The 21,108-nt window shown below is 34.1% G+C and carries 19 protein-coding genes; 6 read left to right on the forward strand and 13 right to left on the reverse strand.

Going from position 1 to position 21,108, the window contains the following annotated elements; genetic code table 11:
- Positions 1-5: 5 nt before the first annotated feature.
- Complete coding sequence (locus tag CELAL_RS16765) at positions 6-449, reverse strand: VOC family protein (RefSeq protein ID WP_013552073.1); 444 nt, start codon at positions 447-449, stop codon at positions 6-8.
- A 168-nt stretch (positions 450-617) separates the two neighbouring features.
- On the opposite strand from CELAL_RS16765, the gene CELAL_RS16775 reads away from it, so the two are divergent.
- Positions 618-1,846 (forward strand): IS3 family transposase gene (locus CELAL_RS16775; RefSeq protein ID WP_085951521.1). Its coding sequence is split into 2 segments (ribosomal slippage): positions 618-966 and positions 966-1,846, totalling 1,230 coding nucleotides; the frame shifts between segments, so codons are not numbered across the junction.
- A gap of 20 nt (positions 1,847-1,866) precedes the next feature.
- On the opposite strand, the gene CELAL_RS16780 is transcribed toward CELAL_RS16775, so the two are convergent.
- The 5 genes from CELAL_RS16780 to CELAL_RS16800 form a co-directional block, all read right to left on the reverse strand.
- Positions 1,867-2,235, reverse strand: coding sequence for a GNAT family N-acetyltransferase (locus CELAL_RS16780; RefSeq protein WP_013552075.1), 369 nt, complete (start codon positions 2,233-2,235; stop codon positions 1,867-1,869).
- Position 2,236: 1 nt separating this feature from the next.
- On the reverse strand, positions 2,237-2,896 hold the full coding sequence (locus tag CELAL_RS16785) for a beta/alpha barrel domain-containing protein (protein ID WP_013552076.1): 660 nt from the start codon (positions 2,894-2,896) through the stop codon (positions 2,237-2,239).
- A 90-nt stretch (positions 2,897-2,986) separates the two neighbouring features.
- Positions 2,987-4,297: a cryptochrome/photolyase family protein gene (locus tag CELAL_RS16790; protein ID WP_013552077.1), complete on the reverse strand. Its 1,311-nt coding sequence runs from the start codon at positions 4,295-4,297 to the stop codon at positions 2,987-2,989.
- Positions 4,298-4,317: 20 nt separating this feature from the next.
- Positions 4,318-5,010, reverse strand: a complete 693-nt coding sequence (locus tag CELAL_RS16795; protein WP_013552078.1) for an SDR family NAD(P)-dependent oxidoreductase — start codon at positions 5,008-5,010, stop codon at positions 4,318-4,320.
- Between the two features lie 3 nt (positions 5,011-5,013).
- A complete protein-coding gene (locus tag CELAL_RS16800) occupies positions 5,014-5,511 on the reverse strand; it encodes an SRPBCC family protein (protein WP_013552079.1) in 498 nt (165 codons plus the stop codon).
- Between the two features lie 147 nt (positions 5,512-5,658).
- On the opposite strand from CELAL_RS16800, the gene CELAL_RS16805 reads away from it, so the two are divergent.
- The gene (locus tag CELAL_RS16805) at positions 5,659-6,504 is read left to right on the forward strand and encodes a DUF2911 domain-containing protein (protein ID WP_013552080.1); all 846 of its coding nucleotides are present in this window, start codon (positions 5,659-5,661) and stop codon (positions 6,502-6,504) included.
- A gap of 55 nt (positions 6,505-6,559) precedes the next feature.
- Here the strand turns inward: CELAL_RS16805 and CELAL_RS16810 are convergent, their stop codons facing one another.
- The 7 genes from CELAL_RS16810 to CELAL_RS16840 all read right to left on the reverse strand — a co-directional run bounded on the left by CELAL_RS16810 (position 6,560) and on the right by CELAL_RS16840 (position 14,437).
- The gene (locus tag CELAL_RS16810) at positions 6,560-8,299 is read right to left on the reverse strand and encodes a sodium:solute symporter (RefSeq protein WP_013552081.1); all 1,740 of its coding nucleotides are present in this window, start codon (positions 8,297-8,299) and stop codon (positions 6,560-6,562) included.
- 108 nt (positions 8,300-8,407) lie between these two features.
- Entirely contained in the window at positions 8,408-10,939 is a 2,532-nt protein-coding gene (locus CELAL_RS16815; protein ID WP_013552083.1) for a PIG-L family deacetylase, read from the reverse strand.
- Positions 10,940-11,027: 88 nt separating this feature from the next.
- Entirely contained in the window at positions 11,028-11,579 is a 552-nt protein-coding gene (locus CELAL_RS16820) for a mechanosensitive ion channel domain-containing protein (protein ID WP_013552084.1), read from the reverse strand.
- Positions 11,580-11,582: 3 nt separating this feature from the next.
- On the reverse strand, positions 11,583-12,533 hold the full coding sequence (locus tag CELAL_RS16825; RefSeq protein WP_013552085.1) for a hypothetical protein: 951 nt from the start codon (positions 12,531-12,533) through the stop codon (positions 11,583-11,585).
- Positions 12,534-12,570: 37 nt separating this feature from the next.
- Entirely contained in the window at positions 12,571-13,158 is a 588-nt protein-coding gene (locus CELAL_RS16830) for a Maf family nucleotide pyrophosphatase (protein WP_013552086.1), read from the reverse strand.
- A 3-nt stretch (positions 13,159-13,161) separates the two neighbouring features.
- Positions 13,162-13,689 (reverse strand): KdsC family phosphatase, encoded by a 528-nt coding sequence (locus CELAL_RS16835; RefSeq protein ID WP_013552087.1) that lies wholly within the window; start codon positions 13,687-13,689, stop codon positions 13,162-13,164.
- Positions 13,673-14,437: a Rossmann-like and DUF2520 domain-containing protein gene (locus tag CELAL_RS16840; protein ID WP_013552088.1), complete on the reverse strand. Its 765-nt coding sequence runs from the start codon at positions 14,435-14,437 to the stop codon at positions 13,673-13,675. Before CELAL_RS16840 ends, CELAL_RS16835 begins: the two co-directional genes overlap by 17 nt.
- A gap of 230 nt (positions 14,438-14,667) precedes the next feature.
- Between CELAL_RS16840 and ccsA the strand changes: the two genes are divergently transcribed.
- The 4 genes from ccsA to CELAL_RS16860 all read left to right on the forward strand — a co-directional run bounded on the left by ccsA (position 14,668) and on the right by CELAL_RS16860 (position 21,090).
- Positions 14,668-17,850 (forward strand): cytochrome c biogenesis protein, encoded by a 3,183-nt coding sequence (ccsA, locus tag CELAL_RS16845; protein ID WP_041557783.1) that lies wholly within the window; start codon positions 14,668-14,670, stop codon positions 17,848-17,850.
- A 53-nt stretch (positions 17,851-17,903) separates the two neighbouring features.
- Complete coding sequence (locus tag CELAL_RS16850; protein ID WP_013552090.1) at positions 17,904-19,055, forward strand: trans-sulfuration enzyme family protein; 1,152 nt, start codon at positions 17,904-17,906, stop codon at positions 19,053-19,055.
- Positions 19,056-19,099: 44 nt separating this feature from the next.
- A complete protein-coding gene (gene bshB1, locus CELAL_RS16855; RefSeq protein ID WP_013552091.1) occupies positions 19,100-19,816 on the forward strand; it encodes a bacillithiol biosynthesis deacetylase BshB1 in 717 nt (238 codons plus the stop codon).
- Between the two features lie 716 nt (positions 19,817-20,532).
- Entirely contained in the window at positions 20,533-21,090 is a 558-nt protein-coding gene (locus CELAL_RS16860; RefSeq protein ID WP_013552092.1) for a fasciclin domain-containing protein, read from the forward strand.
- Positions 21,091-21,108 lie beyond the last annotated feature (18 nt).

Here is a 21,108-nt window from a genome sequence, read left to right on the forward strand (position 1 = left end):
GATATTTAATGTTTTGCATCGTTTATTTCTATCCAATAACCCTCAGGATCTGTAATATAGATTTGTTTAATACCATCTGCACGTAAGGTAACGGCACCTTTTGTACCTGGCCAATCCTCATATGGAATTTTATTTTCAACTAAGTTTTTTATAAAAGCATCGAGCTGTGAGGTGGATAAGCATACATGGCTAGATTTGTGTTTTTTCATAACCACATTTTCCTTATAAATCAAATGCAATTGTGTATTTCCTTGAATAGAAAACCATCGGAAACCAGGGTCTTTGGTAGGATGATCAATTTCTTTTAAGCCTATAACCGTTTGGTAAAAATCGCCCGTAGTTTTTAAGTCATTGACAATAAGTGTGGTATGGTCAATAGTAAAATCAAATTTTTGAGCGTTGCTTATGGCAACCGTAAAGAATACCAAAAAGAATAGTAGTTTTTTCATTAATTTTTATTTTGAATTACTAATCTACGGATATTCATTTATAGCGCTGTGTATTAAAACGTCTATAAATTCATTTCTAGTATAATAAAATCGATACCTGCCTCAGTATAGGTTTTATTAGTTTCTTTGTCCCGTCCTGAAATAAGTTGACACAAAATCGACTTATTTATGAAACATTCAATTATTACGGTAGACAAGCGTACCCAACGCGATTATAATTTGGGCTTTAAATTAAGTGTTGTCCATCAGGTTGAAAAAGGCGAAATGACTTATAAGCAGGCGCAAAAGGCTTATGGTATTCAAGGTAGAAGTACTGTTTTGGTTTGGTTGAGAAAACATGGTACATTAGATTGGACTAAACCAATACGCCATCAAATGCCAAAATCAAAAGAAACACCTGCCCAAAAAATCAAACGCTTGGAGAGAGAGCTTTCCGATGAAAAACTCAGGAACAAAATTCTCAATACTATGATTGACATCTCCGATAAACAGTATTGTACCGCTATCAGAAAAAAGCATTCGCCCAATCAATCCAGCGCATCCGACAAGAACAACGATTAAGTTTATCTCGTTGTTGTCGATTGTTTGGGGTAAGTAGACAAGCGGTCTATCAAGCAGAAAAACGGATTATAAAAAGAGAACAGGAGTTTATAAAAGTAAAGAACTTGGTTGAAGGTGTTCGCAAGGATATGCCCCGGCTCGGTACACGAAAGCTGTATTACCTGTTAAAGGAAGAATTCGCAAAGCACAATTTAAAAATAGGAAGAGATGCCCTGTTTGGATATTTGCGCTCGGAATCGATGCTGATAAGGCCAAGGAAGAATTACACCAAGACAACAAACTCTAAACATTGGCTTAGAAAACATCCTAATCTGATGAAAGAAATCAAAGTTTCCAGACCAGAAGAGTTCTTCGTCAGTGACATTACATATATCAAAAGTAGAGAGCGGACACATTATCTATCCTTGGTAACCGATGCCTATAGTAGAAAAATAATGGGATATCACCTTAGTGATGATATGAGTGCCGAAAATGTGGTAAAAGCAGTAAGAATGGCTAAAAACAATAGATTGACAAGTAAAGATCTAATTCATCATTCCGATAGAGGATTGCAGTATTGCTCCGGCATATACCAAAAAGAACTAAGGCTAAGCAATATGACTCCGTCAATGACAGATGGTTATGATTGCTACCAAAATGCATTGGCAGAACGAATCAACGGCATATTGAAAGGGGAATTCCTAATCTATAAATGTAACACTGGCAAAGAGTTGAAAAAGCTTATAGCAGAATCAATAAAAACGTATAACAACAAAAGACCACACTTGAGTCTAAAATATAAAACACCTAACTTTGTACATAACAAAAAACCAGAGAAGCTAGCTTCTCTGGTTTAATATTAATTATTTAAAAACTGTCAACCTATTTTAGGACGACTCACTTCTAAGCCAAATTTTTTGTAATAACTGGTTTTGTTAGCTCTAGCATTACACCACAATTTTTTGGCATTGTTCTTTTTTGCGTAGGTAATTATAAAATCTAGAAGCTTAGAAGCATGGCCTTGACCTTGCTCAGATTCTAAGGTAGCAAGCTTACGAAATTGGGCACTATCATTTTCAAAAAACAGAGAAACTACAGTGACGTTTTTTGCTTTCTTTACTACTGCAAAGTGCGTGCCTTCTTGGTCTTTTGGCAGTTTTATATACTCAAAAGGATGATTAGGGTACATCACCTTATGCCGCAGAGGATAGGTCTCCTCTGCGGTAATTTCTTTTATTTCAATCATTTTATTCGTCTCTATAACGGGTCATAATTTCTTTAAATAACTCTCCCGTAGAAGGCGGGGTGTAAGATATAGCATTGGCACCAGCTTCTATGGCTTGAAATATAGTATCCTCAGATTTTCCTCCAGTAGCTAAAATAGCAACATTCGGATCTATGTCTTTAATTCTTTTAATAATATCTGTAGTCTTACTAGCTCCGGAAACGTTAAATATATCTACGCCCGCTTTAATCCTGCCGCGAATATCATCTTTATCAGATACGATTGTTATGGTAACGGGAATATCTATTTTTTCTTTTAATTCTGCAATTAAACTATTTGGAGTGGGTTTGTTGAGCACAACCCCCATTGCACCTTGAAATTCCGCATGTATGGCTAACTCCAAAGAACGAATCCCTGTGGTAAGTCCGCCACCTACACCACAAAAAATAGGTTTATCTGCTGCTAAAATAAGGGCATTGGAAATTACAGGTTGGGGTGTAAATGGGTAGACGGCTATGATTGCATTTGCATTGGTGTTTCTGATAATCGCCACATCGGTGCTGAATAAAAACGATTTTAATACCTGGCCAAAAACACTAATTCCTGAGCATTGATCGATAATTTCTGGTACTGTTACGATGTTTCTTCTAAGGCGACTGCCAAACGATGGGATTTTATCCATAAGATTCACGAATCTTTTTAATCAAGAATTCAAGATTAAAGATATAGTAAATTATTATTTACTATATAACTTTAACATCATGAGTTTAATTTAAGATAAAGCTTCTTTATACGTTTTTAAGCAACGTTCTCTTGCCATCTTATGATCCACCATTTTATCAGGATAGCTCAATTCTTGTAAATCTGAAACCCATGTGTTGATGTATTCTTTTTGTTTATCAAATTTATCCACCTGTGTCATTGGGTTAAAAATTCTAAAATACGGAGCAGCATCAACACCACTACCAGCAGCCCATTGCCAATTACCAACATTAGCACTTAAATCAAAGTCTAAAAGTTTTTCAGCAAAATAAGCTTCTCCCCAACGCCAATCTATTAATAAGTGTTTACATAAAAAACTAGCCACCAACATACGCACTCTATTGTGCATGTATCCTGTAGTATTTAGTTCACGCATACCAGCATCGACCAGAGCATAACCCGTTTCTCCATTTTTCCATTTTTCAAATTCAGCTTCATTGTTACGCCATTCAATTCGGTCATATTTTGGTCTAAAAGCATTTTTAGTTGTATGAGGGAAATGCCAGAGAATTTGCATAAAAAATTCTCTCCAGATGAGCTCACTCCAAAAAACTTCATTTTTCTCAGCGATAGCGCGTTTTGTTATTTCACGAATAGAAACGCTGCCAAAGCGTAAATGTGGTCCTAAACGTGAAGTTCCATTTTCAATAGCAGGGTAGTTGCGGGTATCCTCATAATTTTGAATCACTTTAGAACCTGCGCTATAGTTGGGGACTTTTATTTTAGAAGTTTCAAATCCCATATCAGATAGACTCAAATTAGGGAGCCTACTGTGTGCAATAAAATTTTTAAAATATTTTTTAGTGTTATAGGTTTCTAAATCTTTTTTTGCATCAAAAATAGTCTTCCATTTGTTTTTGTACGGCGTGTACACCACATAAGGATCGCCATCGTCTTTCAAAACATCGCCTTTTTCAAAAATCACTTGATCTTTATAGGAGTGAAAATCAACTTGCTTATCTTTTAAATAGTCTTGAATTTTTGTGTCTCTCTCCGTAGCATATGGTTCATAATCATGATTGGTATATACGGCTTGTACTTCATAATCTTTTATAAGACTTTTAAAAATCTCTTGTGGAGTTCCATGATAGATAGCCAAAGAGCTTTCCACCTCCTCTTGCAGCGTATTTCTCATGCTTTCCAGTTGCTCAAAAATAAAACTCACACGAGCATCGTCTTTAGGAAGATTTTCGAGAATTTCTTTATCAAATATAAAAATAGGTAAAACTGGATAATCTCCTTTTAAAGCTTGGTATAATCCGACATTATCTTCTAATCGTAAATCTCTTCGAAACCAAAAAATTGAAATTTTATTTTGCATTAATTTGTTTTAAAAAGAGGTTAATTAATATTTAAGGTAGACATTCCTCCATCAATGCCCACAATCTGTCCTGTCATCCAAGTGCTGTCATCGCTCAATAAAAACACCGAAAAAGCAGCAATATCTTCAGGTTGTCCAACGCGTTTTAGTGGGTGCCTCTCAGACATCATTTCAATTTTCTTATCATTACTTAATAACCGCTTTGATAAAGGAGTAGCTACTAAAGAAGGAGCGATAACATTTACTCTTATTTTTGGAGCATATTCTGCTGCCATTGATTTTGCAAAACCTTCAATAGCTCCTTTTGCTGCAGCTACACTGGTATGAAAAGGCATGCCTGTACCCACTGCAACGGTACTAAAAAAGACCATGCTAGAATTATCAGCCATCTTTGAAATAATGGATTTAACCACTCTAACCATGCTAAAAAAATTAAGTTCCATGTCTTCATGAAACGTATCTAAACTCATCATTTTAAATGGTTTTAAATTGATGCTGCCTGGGCAGTAGACAAATCCGTCTAGGGTATCGGGTAGGAGTGAAGTATCTAATTCATCATTCAAAGCATCAAAAGGAATATGAGTTACAGAAAGTCCTTCTAATTCTTCTTTGGTTCGTGATGCAACAAAAACGGTATGTTTTTCTTGTATTATTTTAGCGATAGCCAACCCAATACCATGGGAACCTCCTATAAGTAATATGTTTTTTTTCATCTTTTAAATCTTTTTTATTTCAAGAAGACTCGGTTTCCCATCTACTTGTCCAAAGAGTTCTATTAATTTTTCTTCTCGATATTTAAAAATTGTAGCCAATTGCTTTTTTATAAATAGACCGTGCGCGAATTGTCCTAATAGTCCAAATGGAATTTTATAATCAATAATATCTTCCATTACTACGCCATTTTCCGTTGGATGGATAAAGTGTTTATGATGCCAAAGAGCGTAAGGACCAAAACGTTGTTCATCTACAAAATAATTACCTTGATCTACGTGGGTTATTTCTGTAACCCAGCGCGTCTTAATCCCTGCAATGGGAGATACATTATATTGGATGATCTGCCCTGCATACATTTCTTTGTCGGCTCCGGATAAAATTTCAAACCCCATGGCTTCAGGAGTAATCACTTTTAAATTAGCAGGATCGGACAGGAAGCTCCAGGCTTTCTCCTTAGCTATAGGTAATTGTTGCTTTGAATGTAATCTGTAAAGTCGCATTCTATTAATTTTGTTTAAAGTTACAAATTAATGTTTAAACAAAAATTACATTGTTTAATAATTTTTAAGAATTCTTATTTAAGGATTTGTTAACAATTGATGGATTCCTTTATTAGTAGCTTTGTTAAAATTAAATAACTAATTATTATGAAAAGAACACTATTTTTATTTTTAGCACTTTGCACTGGTATTGCAGTGAATGCTCAAATAACAACCCCACAAGCAAGCCCTGCTGCTAAAGTGACACAAGTTGTTGGTTTAACAGATGTAACCTTGGAATACTCTAGACCAGCAATGCGTGGTAGAACGGTATTTGGAGATTTAGTACCTTTTGACAAAATGTGGAGAACAGGAGCTAATAAAAACTCAATAGTTACTTTTAGCAATGATGTAAAAGTTGCAGGGAAAGAACTTAAAGCAGGTTCATATGCTATTTTTACAGTACCAGGAGAAGCCGTTTGGGAAGTTAATTTTTACACGAACACAGAAAACTGGGGAACTCCAGAAAGTTGGGATGCAAGTAAAGTTGCTGCGGTAGTAAAAATAAACCCTACGACAACTGCTGATAAAGCAGAATCTTTTACATTGGCAATCAATCATATTTCAGATAATGGTGCGCACTTAGAAATATCTTGGGATATGACTAAAGTAGCTATTCCTTTTGAAGTTCCTACTGATGCTACAGTAATGGAAGGAATAAGTAAAGTTATGGCTGGTCCTGGTGCTGGTGATTATTATGCATCTGCAGTATACTACTTAAATTCTGGTAAAGATATTAAGCAGGCTAAAGAATGGATGGACAAGGCTATGTCAATGACTGAAAAACCAGCATTTTGGCAACTAAGACAACAATCGCTAATTTATGCAAAAGCAGGAGATAAAAAAGGTGCTATTGAAGCAGCTAAAAAATCTTTAGCAGCAGCGGAAATAGCTAAGAATATGGATTATGTTAAAATGAATAAAGATTCATTAAAAGAATGGGGAGCAAAATAATAGCGACGTATTAAAAATTTAAAAAAGCTTCATAACGTGTTATGAAGCTTTTTTTTTATGCTTCTAGTGACGGTGTCTTAAGGATATTATCAAACAATTGTAAAAAAATTGAAATACCCATTACCAGTAAACAACCAATTAAATTTAAAAGAAGGTAACTTATTTTTTCTTCTCCCTCAGGCATAATGTAAATGAAGAAGTAATAGGTGGCAATAACTAAAAATTGCGTAATTATAGCCCCTATAAAAACAGCATTGCCTTTGACAAATTTAACAAAAAAGGCTAGTAAGAAAATACCAAGTACATTGCCGTAAAAAATGGAACCTATAATATTTACTAACTGTATTAAGTTATCAAATAAATTAGAGACACATGCAATACAAATGGCTATAACGCCCCATATAAGCGTAAACCATTTAGATGCGGCAACATAGTACTCTTGGGGTTTTTCACCATTTTTCTCAGTATGTCTTTTAAAAATATCTAATGCGGTAATTGTACCTAAAGCATTTAGTTCTGATGCCGTAGAGGACATAGCTGCAGATAAAATAACAGCAAGTAGTAAACCTATAAGTCCTTTTGGTAGATAGTTTAAAATAAAATGGATAAAGACATAATCTTTATCATTAGTCTCTATAGTAGGGGCTGCCTCACTAATTACTTCACGAGCAGCAGCTCTGTTTTTTTTATCTTTAGCATTTACAGAGATGATATGTTGCTTTGCTTCCATAGTGGCATCATACTCTTTAATATCTAATGCTGCTGAAAATTCATCTTGCGCAATTTTTTTCTCAATTGCCAATTCATCATGTGCTTGTTCTAATAATTTATAATCTTGAGCATACTTAGAATTGTATACTGCAGTGGTCGCAGCAGGATTAAAATTTAATGGAGAAGGGTTGTATTGGTAAAAAACAAAAACCAAAACACCTAGAAGTAAAATAAAGAACTGCATAGGAATTTTTAGTATGCCATTGAAAATAAGCCCAAGCTGACTTTCTCTTACTGATTTTCCTGAGAGATAGCGCTGAACCTGACTCTGATCTGTTCCAAAGTAAGCTAAGAATAAGAAAAGGCCTCCTGTAATCCCATTCCAAAAAGTATATCTTTTAGAGGTGTCAAAACTAAAATCTAAAATATCTAATTTTCCACTTGCTCCTGCAACTTTTAAGGCTTTACTAAAGGTGATATCTTCTGGTAAATAGCCTAGAATATAGAAGAATGCCACAAACATACCAAGCATAATGATAAACATTTGTTGCTTTTGTGTAACGTTTACCGCTTTAGTACCACCAGAAACGGTATAAATAGTTACAATAGTCCCAATGATTATATTTAGGGTTAATAGATCCCAGCCTAAAACAGCAGATAGAATAATAGATGGGGCATAGATAGTAATCCCTGCAGCCAAACCTCTCTGTATTAAAAATAATAAAGCGGCTAGCGTTCGTGTTTTAACATCAAAACGTGTTTCTAAAAATTCGTAAGCGGTGTATACTTTTAGCCGATGATAAAGTGGAACAAAAACAATACATATGATAACCATGGCTAACGGTAAACCAAAGTAAAATTGAACAAATCCCATCCCATCATGGAATGCTTGTCCCGGAGTAGATAAAAATGTAATTGCACTGGCTTGAGTTGCCATCACAGATAAACCAACAGTAGCCCAATTAGCTTCTTTACCGCCTAAGACGTAATCCTTAACATTTTTACTCCCCTTTGTTTTCCAAACACCATAACCCACAATAAAAGTTAAGGTTCCAATTAAAATACTCCAATCAATCGCTTCCATACTACCTATTTCCTGTCATGATGAAGTAAAATATTATGATATAAATAATATTTAATATTAAGACTACGGAATATTCATTTTTCCAAGTAAATTTATTTTCCATGGCCCTTAATCATTTAATTTTTTATCAGTATTTATGGTAGACTTTCCTACTGATAACATATTGGCAAATAATTTATAAGCACCTGTTACACCAGCCGGTAATTCTCTAAAGAAACTAAGTCCTGTATAAATATAAGTTCCTTTTCCGTAAGGAGCGACAAGTAAGCTTCCTTTTTTTTCTGATTCTCCCTCATCATGCATTCCTAAGATAGGGGTAAATGCTTTATCCCAGGCCTTTGGGAAGTATAATCCCCTTTCTTGAATCCAACCATTAAAATCGTCATTAGTTATTTTATTTGGAAAATTCAATAAAGAATGTTTTTTAGCTAAAATAGTTACCACAGCATTTTCATCAGTAACACGGTCATTAGACAAGGTTAGGTCAAAAGGGGCAATGTTTTCAAATTGCTCATCCCACCTACCAGCAGTATTGTATTGCACAATCATGGTACCACCATTTTTTACGTAATCTAAAAGATTTTTTTGTTTAAATTTTAATTCAGGCAGTACGTTGTAAGCTCTTATACCCATAACAATGGCATCATATTTTTTTAGGGATGCATTTGAAATAGTTGCGGGATCTATCTTATGCACAGTATACCCTATTTGTTCTAAACTTTCAGGAACATTATCTCCAGCACCTACAATATAACCTATATGTTGTCCTGCTTTTTGAATGTTTAAGCGTACCACCTTTGTTTCTGATGGCATTAATACCGTTTGCTGCGGAATGTGATCGTAGTTTATCGTGATTAATTCTCTAGCAATTTCCTGACCATTTATTTTTACAACGGGAGTAATATAACTTTCATCTTGATTTGAAGGCGGAGTGACAGTAAAAATAAGCGTCTGTGCATCATTCTTTTTAGCGATAGTAAAAGCTTGTGTAGGATTGTCAATTGTCCAACCTATTGCATGTGCTAAGGTTACACTTCCTTCTGCCGCATCTTTATGTGCTTTTACAAGTACAGTTATTTGCTTTGGAGTTCCATCAGCAAAAATTAAGACCTTATCTTTTATAGCGGCGGTAGCGGCAGGAACTATTTCAAAAGGTTGGTATAATTCTCCTTTATCGGGTTTAGAGTATCTGTAAATTACAGGTTTTTTTATAGTAATGATTTCTCCCTCAATGTTTAAAGTAAAATAAACATGAAAAGGTCTAGGGGTTTCTGGCTTACCAATTAGTTCTTGGTCTTTTATCGTATAGGTTCCAAGTGTTCCTTTTTCATTTAACCAATAAGGATTCGTATAATTTTCAGATGCAGGTACATTCAATACTAATGTATTTTTGTATTCAACATTATTTTTCAGTGGCGTACCATCAATGACCACTTCATCAGGATTTAGCTCTAGTGCTTGTAATTGCATACTAACAGTACTTCTATTGATAGCTTCGATAGCGATGTCAATACTTTCTCCAGGAACGGCAGAAGCAGCAGTTGCAGAGGCTTCCAAATAAAGACCAGTGACAGCTTCAATAATGGCTAATAATTCTTTTTCTTTATCTTCTTTCCAATCTTTGTCTTTGCTGTTTTGAAGTAATTTATAAGCTTTAATTAATTCTGGAAGATGGGCAGAAGGATTTTTAAAATTGAAATTTTCTTGAACCTTGTAAAGTATATCTCCGATGGCTTTACCACCGTCTATACGACTCCATGTTGTATTAATTCCGTCAAAAAGATTGGTTTTGTCTTCTGGTAAATCTCCTTTTAAAAGTTCTATATATTCTGTTTCTGAGCCTCTAGAAGTAAGTCTTCCAAAACCTTGACACAAATGTTGACTTCTTGCAACATCTGCTATTTCGTTATTGGAGAGCCCTAAATTAGGGTAATATATACCTGTATCTACACTTAATAAATTTGTTTTATCCGCTTCATCAAATTTTTCTTGACTTCCGTAAAACCACCAAGACGTATTAAAAAACAAACGCTTTGGTTGCCATGTACTTGTTTGTGAAAGTTGTTCGGGGTAACTAGTTGCGCTGCCTGCTAAATCAAAGGCTTCAAAACTTAACATTGCCGAAGAAGTGTGGTGTCCGTGTGTGCTTCCTGGAGATCTGTGATCAAATCGATTTACAATTACATCTGGTTTAAAATTTCTAATGACCCAAACAACATCGCTTAAAACAAGATCTCTATCCCATATTTTAAGGGTTTCATTAGGATGTTTAGAATATCCAAAATCTTTAGCTCGAGTAAAAAACTGACTTCCGCCATCAACATTTCTAGCGGCTAATAACTCTTGCGTTCGTAATACACCTAATAATTCTGATAATTCTGTACCTATTAAATTCTGCCCACCATCACCTCTTGTAAGAGATAAATAGGCCGTTTTGGCCTTTACATTATTTGATAAATAAGAGATTAACCGTGTGTTTTCATCATCAGGATGGGCAGCTAAGTATAAAGCCTTTCCTAAGAAGTTTAATTTTTCAAGAGAATGGTAAATATCTGAAGAAGAACTTTTCTTCGGTGCTTGAGCAAATGTGAAATTTGATAATAGTAGAACTGATGCAAACAACGTGGTTATTTTGCGCATATATTGATTGTTGAATTTAGTTGGCACTCAAATATAGAAAGATTAACTGCTAGAGTGCAATTTTTTAAAACTTCTTTAACAGGGTTAATTACAAATCCTGAGTATCTTCATTATAGGTTTGTACTAAGGCAACCCCTTTTTGTAATACTAAGCTATTAGGGTACGTTAATATTTCTCCATTTCTTCGTCTTAAATGTAAATGGAAGGCACGGATATCTTCGATTACAAAGGTTTCTTCTCCATTTTCATCTGTTTTATGAATTTCCTTGTCAAAAATACGGATGGTGTTTCCAATTTTAAACGGGTACGAAAAGAAGATGATTACCCCAGCAGTAATATTACTTAAAATAGACCACTGTGCAAATAAAGCAACACCAATTACGGCAAAAATTGACGCCAGTAATGCGCCTAAATCTTTGAAGTTAACACTCCATATTAACGTTAACACTGCTACAGATATAATGGTTAAAGCAATAGAAATGTATTTGATGATTAAGTTGGTTCTAACCTTGTTAAAATCGCCTAGTTTCGCTACTTTTTTTACAGCTTTTGTGAAGACAAATTTTAAAATTAAGACCACCATAAAGGTGATTAAAGATCTTAGAAATTCTTCTTGATGGTGAATAAAAAAAGTTGTCATAAATTATAATCCTAAACTATCGCGCAAAAATAAGTCACTATTCTTATTTTGTTGCCAATATGGTGTTATAATTGTCTTATTTTTAATAGCTGTTGTTGTTAATGATTTTGCTTTATTCCCGTAGCCGCTAATATAAGTTTCCGACCACCCTTCTATGGTGTGTGGAAACGCTTTTGTGAAGTCAATTTTAAGAGTGCGTTCTAATTCTGGATACGTTAATGTGTACGTTTGTAACGTGTCATTTTTAGCTTCTAGACTCAGAGTAGCAGGATATGCTTTTGGTGTTTTGTGTGTTTGTCTGATGTATTCCAAAGAAGGAATTACGTCATAAGATCCTACAGGTAAATTTTCCGGGTTTATTCTAATTTTATTCCAGAGTTCATTTTCAAGAATTGTTTTTTCTAAACTGAATTCTTGATCTGCTTCACTTTCAAAATAAGAATGCGATACAAGCTCAAATTGTTCTCTGTTATTTAATTGTGCATAGATGTGTCCGCACCATTCTTGAGCAGAAAAAGATAACTTTACTGCGTGTGTATCGTCTTGAACAGGATAAAAACTACTCGTCATTAAGGAATATGGATAGATTCCTGTAATATAGTTTTTAACGCTGTTCAGTTTTAAAACAGGAATATTGGTAGGATTGCTACCATCTGCTTTTACTTGTTTATCTGCTAAAAAAGGTTCGGTTACATAAATTAAAACAGCATTACCACCTCGCATTTCGCCATACCTAGCTTGGTCTAATTTATATGAAGTAATTTCGGCATTCCCTGAATACCAATACGTTTTAAATTCTGCAGATAAATTTTTCTTAGTTTTTGTGCTAGCTTTTTCTGCTGTAGTGGTCTGCTCAGGCTTTTCTTTTTTCTCACTTTGGGCGCAAGATTCTAAACTAATAACACTTAGCGAGAAAATAATTAGTAAGAACTCAAATTTCATCCACTTCATCATAACGTTCAATATTTATTTTAAAATTAAAGAAATAAGCTTAGTTAACCATATCCATAAGCATTTTATGTACTAAATGCGTAGGTAAGCCAACGACATTGGCATGAGAACCTTTAATCTCTTCTATGCCAATAAGGCCTATCCATTCTTGAATACCATAACCTCCCGCTTTATCAAAAGGTTTGTAAGTATTTATGTAATACCAAATTTCTTCGTCGCTTAACTCTTTAAATCTTACAAGGGTGGTGCTATTTACTACTTCTTGCTTTACTGCGGTGGTAAAACAAACAGAAGTAATAACCTCGTGCCAATCATTAGACATTTTTCGTAGCATTTGGTACGCTTCCTCTGCATTTTCTGGTTTGGCTAGAGATTCGTCTTTATACCATACCACAGTATCAGAAGTAATAACCACGTCATTTTTATTCAGTGTTTCTTTAAATTTTGATGCTTTTAATACCGCTAAATAATCAGGGATTTCACTCCCTTTTAAATGTTCGGGATAAACCTCTTCTACAGGTCTTACATCGATAGAAACTTTTAAGTCAAGTTCTTCAAAGAATTTTTTTCTTCTAGGAGATCCTGACGCTAAAATTATAGTAAGGCTTTTTAATTTTTCGTTCCACATAGGTTATGCATTATAAGCATCAAAATTTTCATACCAATCTCCACGAACTTTTAAAACTTGTTCGATAACATCACGTACACAGCCATTACCACCGGCTTTATGTGAAATATAGCTAGAAATAGCTTTTACTTCTGGCGTAGCATCTTGTGGACATGTAGCTAGGCCTACTTTTTTCATTGGAGGAATATCGGGTAGGTCATCACCCATGTATAAAACATGTTCAGGTAAAAGACTATTGTTGTTTAAATAGTCATTTAGAATTTCAATTTTTTGATGCGCTCCTAAGTGAATATCTTTAACGCCTAAAGAGATCATGCGTTGGCGAACCCCTTCATTTGTACCGCCAGAAATAATGCACACATTGTAGCCTTTATTTAATGCCGTTTTTAATGCGTACCCATCTTTTACGTCCATGGTTCTAAGCATTTCACCCTCGGTAGTTATTAGTAACTTACCATCCGTAAAAACACCATCAACATCAAAAACAAATGTGGTAATATTTTTCAGGTACTCTTTATAACTTTTTTCCATATTTTTTTTGAATTGATTCGCTTAGTAATTTATAAATCTGTTTTTTATCTTTAGTCTTTAATTGCTCTAAATGACGCTGCATAGTAGCTACATCATTGCGTCTTGCAGGACCCGTTTGTGCTTCTTTTGGTTTTAGAGTCAGAATTTTAGCAGATGTTTCTTTAATTAAAGGCTCTAGAATTTCAAAAGGTACTTTGTGATCATCACAGATTTCGTTTCCTATGGTGTACATATAATTTGTGAAATTATTTACGAAAACAGCCGCCAAATGTAAATGACTTCTTTGTTCCGTAGAAATTTGATATACCTTGTCAGAAATAGTTTCTGCAAGAAAAGAAAGTGTTTTTAAATTATCTTCATTTTCAGCTTCTATACAAATTGGTATAGGTCTAAAATCTACTTTTTTACCTTTTGTAAAAGTCTGTAAAGGGTAAAATACGCCATAGTTTTTACAAGTGTTTAATGCGTTTATAGAAACACTGCCAGAGGTGTGCACAACCAAACCAGTAACATGTTTTAATTTAGAAGAAACTTCAGGGATAGCATCATCACTTACCGCAATAATGTATACATCTGCTTTTTTGAGTGTGTCGCTCAAAAGGCAGGTCTCGGTTTTCTGACTAAAATAGTGTAGGGATTCATTACGTCTTCCTACAACTTGTAAAACATTAAGCATGTCATATTGCAGGAATGTATCAAAAAAATGCGTTGCAATATTTCCAGTACCAATAAGAACAATTGAAATCATACCCAAAAGTACTAATTTTCGCAAAATTGCTCTAGAAATATGAGACTTCTTCGTTTTATTTACAATTTTAGAGAATATAGCATATTGAGGCTGAATCCTTTCAGAAAGAATTGCTGTAGAAATTATAAGAAATAATTAACATCTTAAAGCAGTTATTTGCAATAGCTAGGTTTTCTTTTAGTACTAAAAGGGCGTACTTTTGTAGACCAAAACTCAATTGGTTATTATCCATGAAAGCACTTCTTCAAAAGTTTTTTTTCTCTACCAGATTAATGTCCGTTTTATTTATTGCATTTGCTATCTCTATGGGGATAGGAACTTTTATAGAAAGTTGGTATAGTACAGATACCGCTCGTATTTACATCTACAATACCACGTGGTTTGAGGCTATAATGGTATTTTTTGTAATCAATTTTTCAGGTAATGTTTTCAGATATCGATTGTTAAGAATAGAAAAGTGGCCCGTACTATTGCTTCATTTATCTTGGATTTTAATTATTATAGGGGCTTTCGTTACACGATACATAAGTTTTGAGGGAATGATGCCTATTCGTGAAGGGCAAACTGAAAAAGTTTTCTATTCTGATAAAACATATTTGAGTGCTACTATTGATGGAGATATTGATGGAGAACGCTTGCGCAAACCTCTTGAAGATGATCTTATAGTAACTCCAGAAGGTATAAAATCTAGTTTGCCTTGGAAAATGGATTTTAACGGTCAGCCTTTTAAAATTTCATTCGTAGAATTTATAAAAGGAGCAGAAGAAGGGTTGTTGCCTGATGAGAAGGGAAATGAATATTTAAAAATTGTAGAAGCTGGTGATGGTGAACGTCATGATCATTATCTAGAAAGCGGGCAAGTGGCAAGCATTCATAATGTATTATTTGCTCTAAATAAACCAACAGATGGCGCTATAAATATTATGCTTACCAATGGGGAGTACCAAATAAAATCTCCTTTTGAAGGCGATTTTATGCGTATGGCAGATCAATTTAAAGGAACCCTTTTAAAAGATAGCCTACAAACCTTACAACTACGCTCTTTATACAATACAGCAGGAATGCAATTTGTAATTCCTGATCCAATAATGAAAGGTTCTTACGGAATTATAAAAGTTCCAGAAGCAGAAGTAACTGAAAAAACAAGAGATGCCATTGTTGTAGAAATAGAAACAAAAGGAGAGAAGATACAACAGACCTTACTTGGCGGTAAGGGTTCTGCTAATTATTCTGATAAAGTTACTATTGGCGGGCTAGATTTTTCCTTACGTTATGGGTCTAAAGTCTATGAATTGCCCTTCGGAATTAAATTAAACGACTTTATAGCCGAAAAATATCCAGGAACAGAAAGAGGATTCTCTTCTTTTATGAGTAAAGTTACTATTGAAGACGAACGCCCATTTGATTATGATATTTATATGAATCACGTTTTAGACCACCAAGGATATCGTTTTTTTCAAGCAAATTTTGATCCAGATGAAAAGGGAACAGGACTTTCTGTAAACCATGATTTCTGGGGAACATGGATTACATACATTGGTTACTTTCTTCTGTATAGTGGATTAATGGGAATTATGTTTTTTGGCCAAACACGCTTTAAAGATTTAACGGCTTCCTTAAAAAAGTTGAATGCGAAAAAAATAGCTTCAACAATTGTATTGTTTATCGGGTTAAGCTTTAGTGTCTCTGCTCAATCTGGTCACACCGATGACGATGGTCATGGGCATAATGCAGCACCTACAGCACAGCAAATAGATTCTATGATGCAAGAAACCATTGTATCTAAAGAGCATGCTTCGCATTTTGGGAAACTAGTAATCCAAGATGATGGTGGGCGTATGAAACCTATAAATACCTACTCTTCTGAGTTGTTACGAAAACTTAGTTTTAAGGATAAATTTAATGACTTAAATTCAGATCAGGTATTGCTATCCATGATGTTAAACCCTTCTATTTGGTACAATACTGAGTTTATAGCCTTAGATAAGAAGGGTGTAAATGATAGTATTAGAAAAATTATAGAAATACCAAGTGATCAGCGTTACGTAAAAGCAACAGATTTCTTTGATGCAAACGGACAAACTAAATTTGAGCCTTTTTTAGATGATGCTTTTAATACTACAAACCCTAATAAGTTTCAATCAGATATAAAAGACACCTATTTGCGATTGGGCTTATTAAACCGAGCTTTAGGGGGAGATATCATTAAAGTTTTTCCTTTATTAGATGATGAAAATAACAAATGGATTTCTGCTGTAGAATTCCGTTCTGGCAAATATCAAGTGAGTGATACGTTATACGGTAACTTTATCAGTAATGCTTTGCCTTTTTATTTAATGACTCTGAAAACGGCAATAGCGACTAAAGATTATACGCAAGCAGATAAATTACTTCAAGCTTTTAAACAAAACCAAAAGAACCATGGGGCAGCGGTGTTGCCTTCAGAGAATAAGGTGAATGCAGAAGTTTTTTATAATAAAGCAGATATTTTCAATAAACTATATAAGTATTATGCCTTAGCGGGTATCATCATGTTCTTTCTTTTAATTTTTCAAATATTTAAAGATAGAAAAGGACTTAGAATTGGAGTGACAACGTTTAAAGTTGTTATTTGGATGTTATTTGTTTTTCATACTGCGGGGCTTATCTTGCGATGGTATGTTTCTGGGCATGCACCATGGAGTGATACTTATGAAAGTATTTTGTATGTAGCATGGGCAACTATGGGTATTGGTTTAGGTTTTAGTAGCCGAAGTAATTTGACCATTGCATCTACAGCTTTTGTTACTTCAATGTTATTATGGGTAGCACATATGAACTGGATAGACCCTGCTGTTGCAAATTTACAGCCCGTATTAGATAGTTATTGGTTAATGATCCATGTAGCTGTAATTGTAGGGAGTTATGGCCCGCTTACTGTAGGGATGATTCTTGGAGTAGTTGGTTTAGTTTTGATTTTGATGACTAACGAAAAAAATAAAAAAAGGATAGAATACAGCCTTAAAGAAATTACGATAGTTAATGAGATTGCTTTAATTACAGGATTGGTAATGTTAACCATCGGAAACTTTTTAGGAGGGCAATGGGCCAATGAGAGTTGGGGGCGTTACTGGGGTTGGGATCCTAAAGAAACTTGGGCTTTAATTTCAATTATGGTATATGCATTTGTAATACATATGCGCTTAGTGCCTGGTTTGCGAAGTAGATGGTTGTTTAACTTTATGAGTGTTGTAGCCTTTGCAAGTATTATGATGACTTATTTTGGCGTAAACTTTTATTTAGCAGGTTTACATAGTTATGCAAGTGGTGCGCAAGTAATTACACCAACTTTTGTTTATTATACCATAGCAGCGGTTTCTCTGTTAGGCGGATTAAGTTTTTGGAAATATAAAAAGTACTATTCTAAAAAATAAAAAAAACTAACTAAATTAGTGACCTTTAATTAATATAAGATACTACAGCAATTATGGAAAATAAAAAAGCAGGATTCAATACCATCTGTACACATTTTGGAGAATTGAAAGATGAAAAGTATAAAGGAGCTATTTCTCCACTTTATATGAGTACGTCTTATGCTTTTGATGATGTTGAAGTTAAAAGATATCCTCGCTATTTTAATACTCCAAATCAAGTTGCCTTATCAGAAAAAGTAGCGGCCTTAGAGCACGCAGAAGCTGCAATGATCTTTGGTAGCGGTATGGCTGCAGTAAGTACAGCGCTCATGGCGTTCTTAAGAGCTGGTGATCATGTTGTGCTTCAAAAAACATTGTATGGCGGGACTTATAATTTAGTTACAGAAGAGTTTGAGAAATTCGGAATTTCATATTCTTTTACAGAAGGTCTAAAACCTGAAGATTTTATTGCTAAAATAAAAGAAAATACAAAGGTTATATATATAGAAACACCATCTAATCCATTACTAACGATTACCGATTTAAAAGCAGTTAGTGCAATTGCTAAAGAACATGGTTTAGTTTCTATGATAGACAATACGTTCGCTAGCCCTGTAAACCAAAACCCTATAGATTTCGGTATTGATATTGTAATACATAGTGCAACAAAATATATGGGAGGTCATTCTGATATCTTAGCAGGTGCAGTGGCTTCTACAAAAGAGAATATGGAACGCATATTTCATTTAGCAAAAAATTTTGGAGGTAGTTTAAGTGATTATACTGTTTGGCTCTTAGAGCGCAGTATTAAAACTATGGGTATACGCGTAAAGGCACAAAATGAAAATGCCCAAAAGATGTCGGAATATTTGTATGAAAACAAGAATGTTCAAGCCGTTTTTTACCCAGGACTACCTAGTCATGCAGATCATCAATTAGCAAAATCTCAAATGCGTGGTTTTGGAGGAATGCTTTCTTTTGAACTAAATGCAAGTATAGATTCTTATACTTTTCAACAAGCCTTAAAGCTCATCAAATCTTCTATGAGTTTAGCTGGCGTAGAAAGCACCCTGTTATCGCCTTCAAAAACATCTCATGGTTTATTGAGTCCTGAAGAAAGAGAAAACCAAGGAATAGCAGATGGTTTAATTCGTTTTTCATTAGGTATTGAAGATATTGAAGATTTAATTGAAGATATAGAACAGGCTATTGCTGTTGCAACGTAAGTAATTGGTTGTGTAGTGCGACAGATTAATTTTAAAACTAAATTATGAAATTAGATATATTAGCTTTTGGTGCACACCCGGATGATGTAGAACTAGGTGCTGGAGGTACTATTGCTAAAGAAATTGCTGCTGGTAAAAAAGTAGGCATCGTAGACCTTACTCGAGGAGAATTAGGTACAAGAGGTAGTGCTGAAATTAGAGATGCAGAAGCAGCAGCCTCTGCAAGAATATTAGGAGTGTCAGTTCGCGAGAATTTAGAATTTGCTGATGGTTTTTTTGTAAATGATAAAGAACATCAATTGGCTGTTATAAGGATGATCCGAAAATACCAACCAGAAATAGTACTTTGTAATGCTGTAGATGATCGTCATATTGATCATGGAAAAGGGAGTAAATTAGTGAGTGATGCTTGTTTTTTAAGCGGGTTGATAAAAATAGATACCAAGTTTGATGCGGCTAATCAAGCTCCTTGGAGACCTAAGCAAGTATACCATTACATTCAGTGGAAAAATTTAGAACCAGATTTTATAGTAAATGTATCAGGATATATTGAAAAGAAAACAGAAGCTATTTTAGCTTATGGTTCTCAGTTTTATGATCCAAAAAGTAAAGAACCAGAAACACCTATTAGTAGTAAGAACTTTACAGAAAGTGTAAATTACAGAGCTAGGGATTTAGGTAGATTAATAGGAGTGGAGCATGGCGAAGGCTTTAATACAGAGCGTTACCCAGGGGTAAATAGCCTAGATGATCTTATTTAATTGTAGTTTTCAAAACATATAGAGTTAATTAAAAAACAGCGGCCCTAAGGCCGCTGTTTTTAGTTGTAGTGGTTTTTTAAAGAAAACACCATACTAATGGTGTTTGAAATAATTAGGATGAATATAGAAAAGGGTATATTTTAACCAGCTAACTGGTGTCTTTTTCTAAAATATACTCAAAGCTTAATGTTTATGTTTCATGTTCTTACACAGGAGTATAAAAAAGCATACCTGAGTTCGTGATATTATTATTATTATTATTATTATTATAAGGAAGTATTACTAGTATTCTAATTTATTATTTTGGGTTTGCTAGGGATCTTTAATTAGCGAAAGCGCTTCCTGCTTTTGTTAAATAATAAAATTACGATGTATAGCTTATGGGGGATTAGTTTTAAGCTTTTTATCTAAAGTAAGAGAGTATTAATAGTATAGAAAAAAGGTTGGTGCTACTTTATTTTTTTTTTTCGAATGTATTCTAGAACAAGTATAAAAAGAGTAGAGCTTCTAAAAAATGGTATTCACAAAATTAATAAATTCCAAAATTTGAGCATTACAACTAATTTCTTGTTAATATTATGTTAATTTCTATGAAATGCACTTTCTGTACTATGAACTACATATTATTAGGTGTATCTTGTCGTTATTATGATGTATTTCATCGTTGAAATGCAAACCCAAAACTTTAAATTGTATAAATTATAATACCTACTTTAATGATGAAGCAACTAAAATCCCCTCTTTTAGTGCTATTAATGCTTGCGATGCTAAGTATTACCGCGCAGAAAAAAAATAGTAATATTAAAATGGATCCTGAAAAATCTATTCTTAAAAATGCTGAAAATTCCGGAAATCACGAATTATTACTTGCTGCAGTACATGTTTCCGAATTAGAAACATTATTAGATGGTGAAGCTCAGTTTACAGTTTTCGCCCCGAGTGATTTTAATTTTGACTCTTCGACTAAAGCAAGAATTATTGACTTAGTGAAAATTAAAAACAAGAAAGAAATTCAATCGATTTTAGGATACCATATAATTGCAGGTAAACTTACGGCCTCAAAAATATTAAGAGCATTATGTAGTGGTAAAGGAAGAACAACATTTACGACAATCACAGGTGATATTCTTGTTGCAACCATGAAAGGTTTAGATATTATTTTAACCGATAAATACGGACAACAATCGATTATTACTAAAGCCGATGCAAACCAATGTAATGGTGTTATTCATGTAATAGATAGTGTAAATCACATTGCAGCAAGTAAAGCTTAAGATTAAGCTTTACTTGTA

Source organism: Cellulophaga algicola DSM 14237 (assembly GCF_000186265.1).
Classification (GTDB): Bacteria; Bacteroidota; Bacteroidia; order Flavobacteriales; family Flavobacteriaceae; genus Cellulophaga; species Cellulophaga algicola.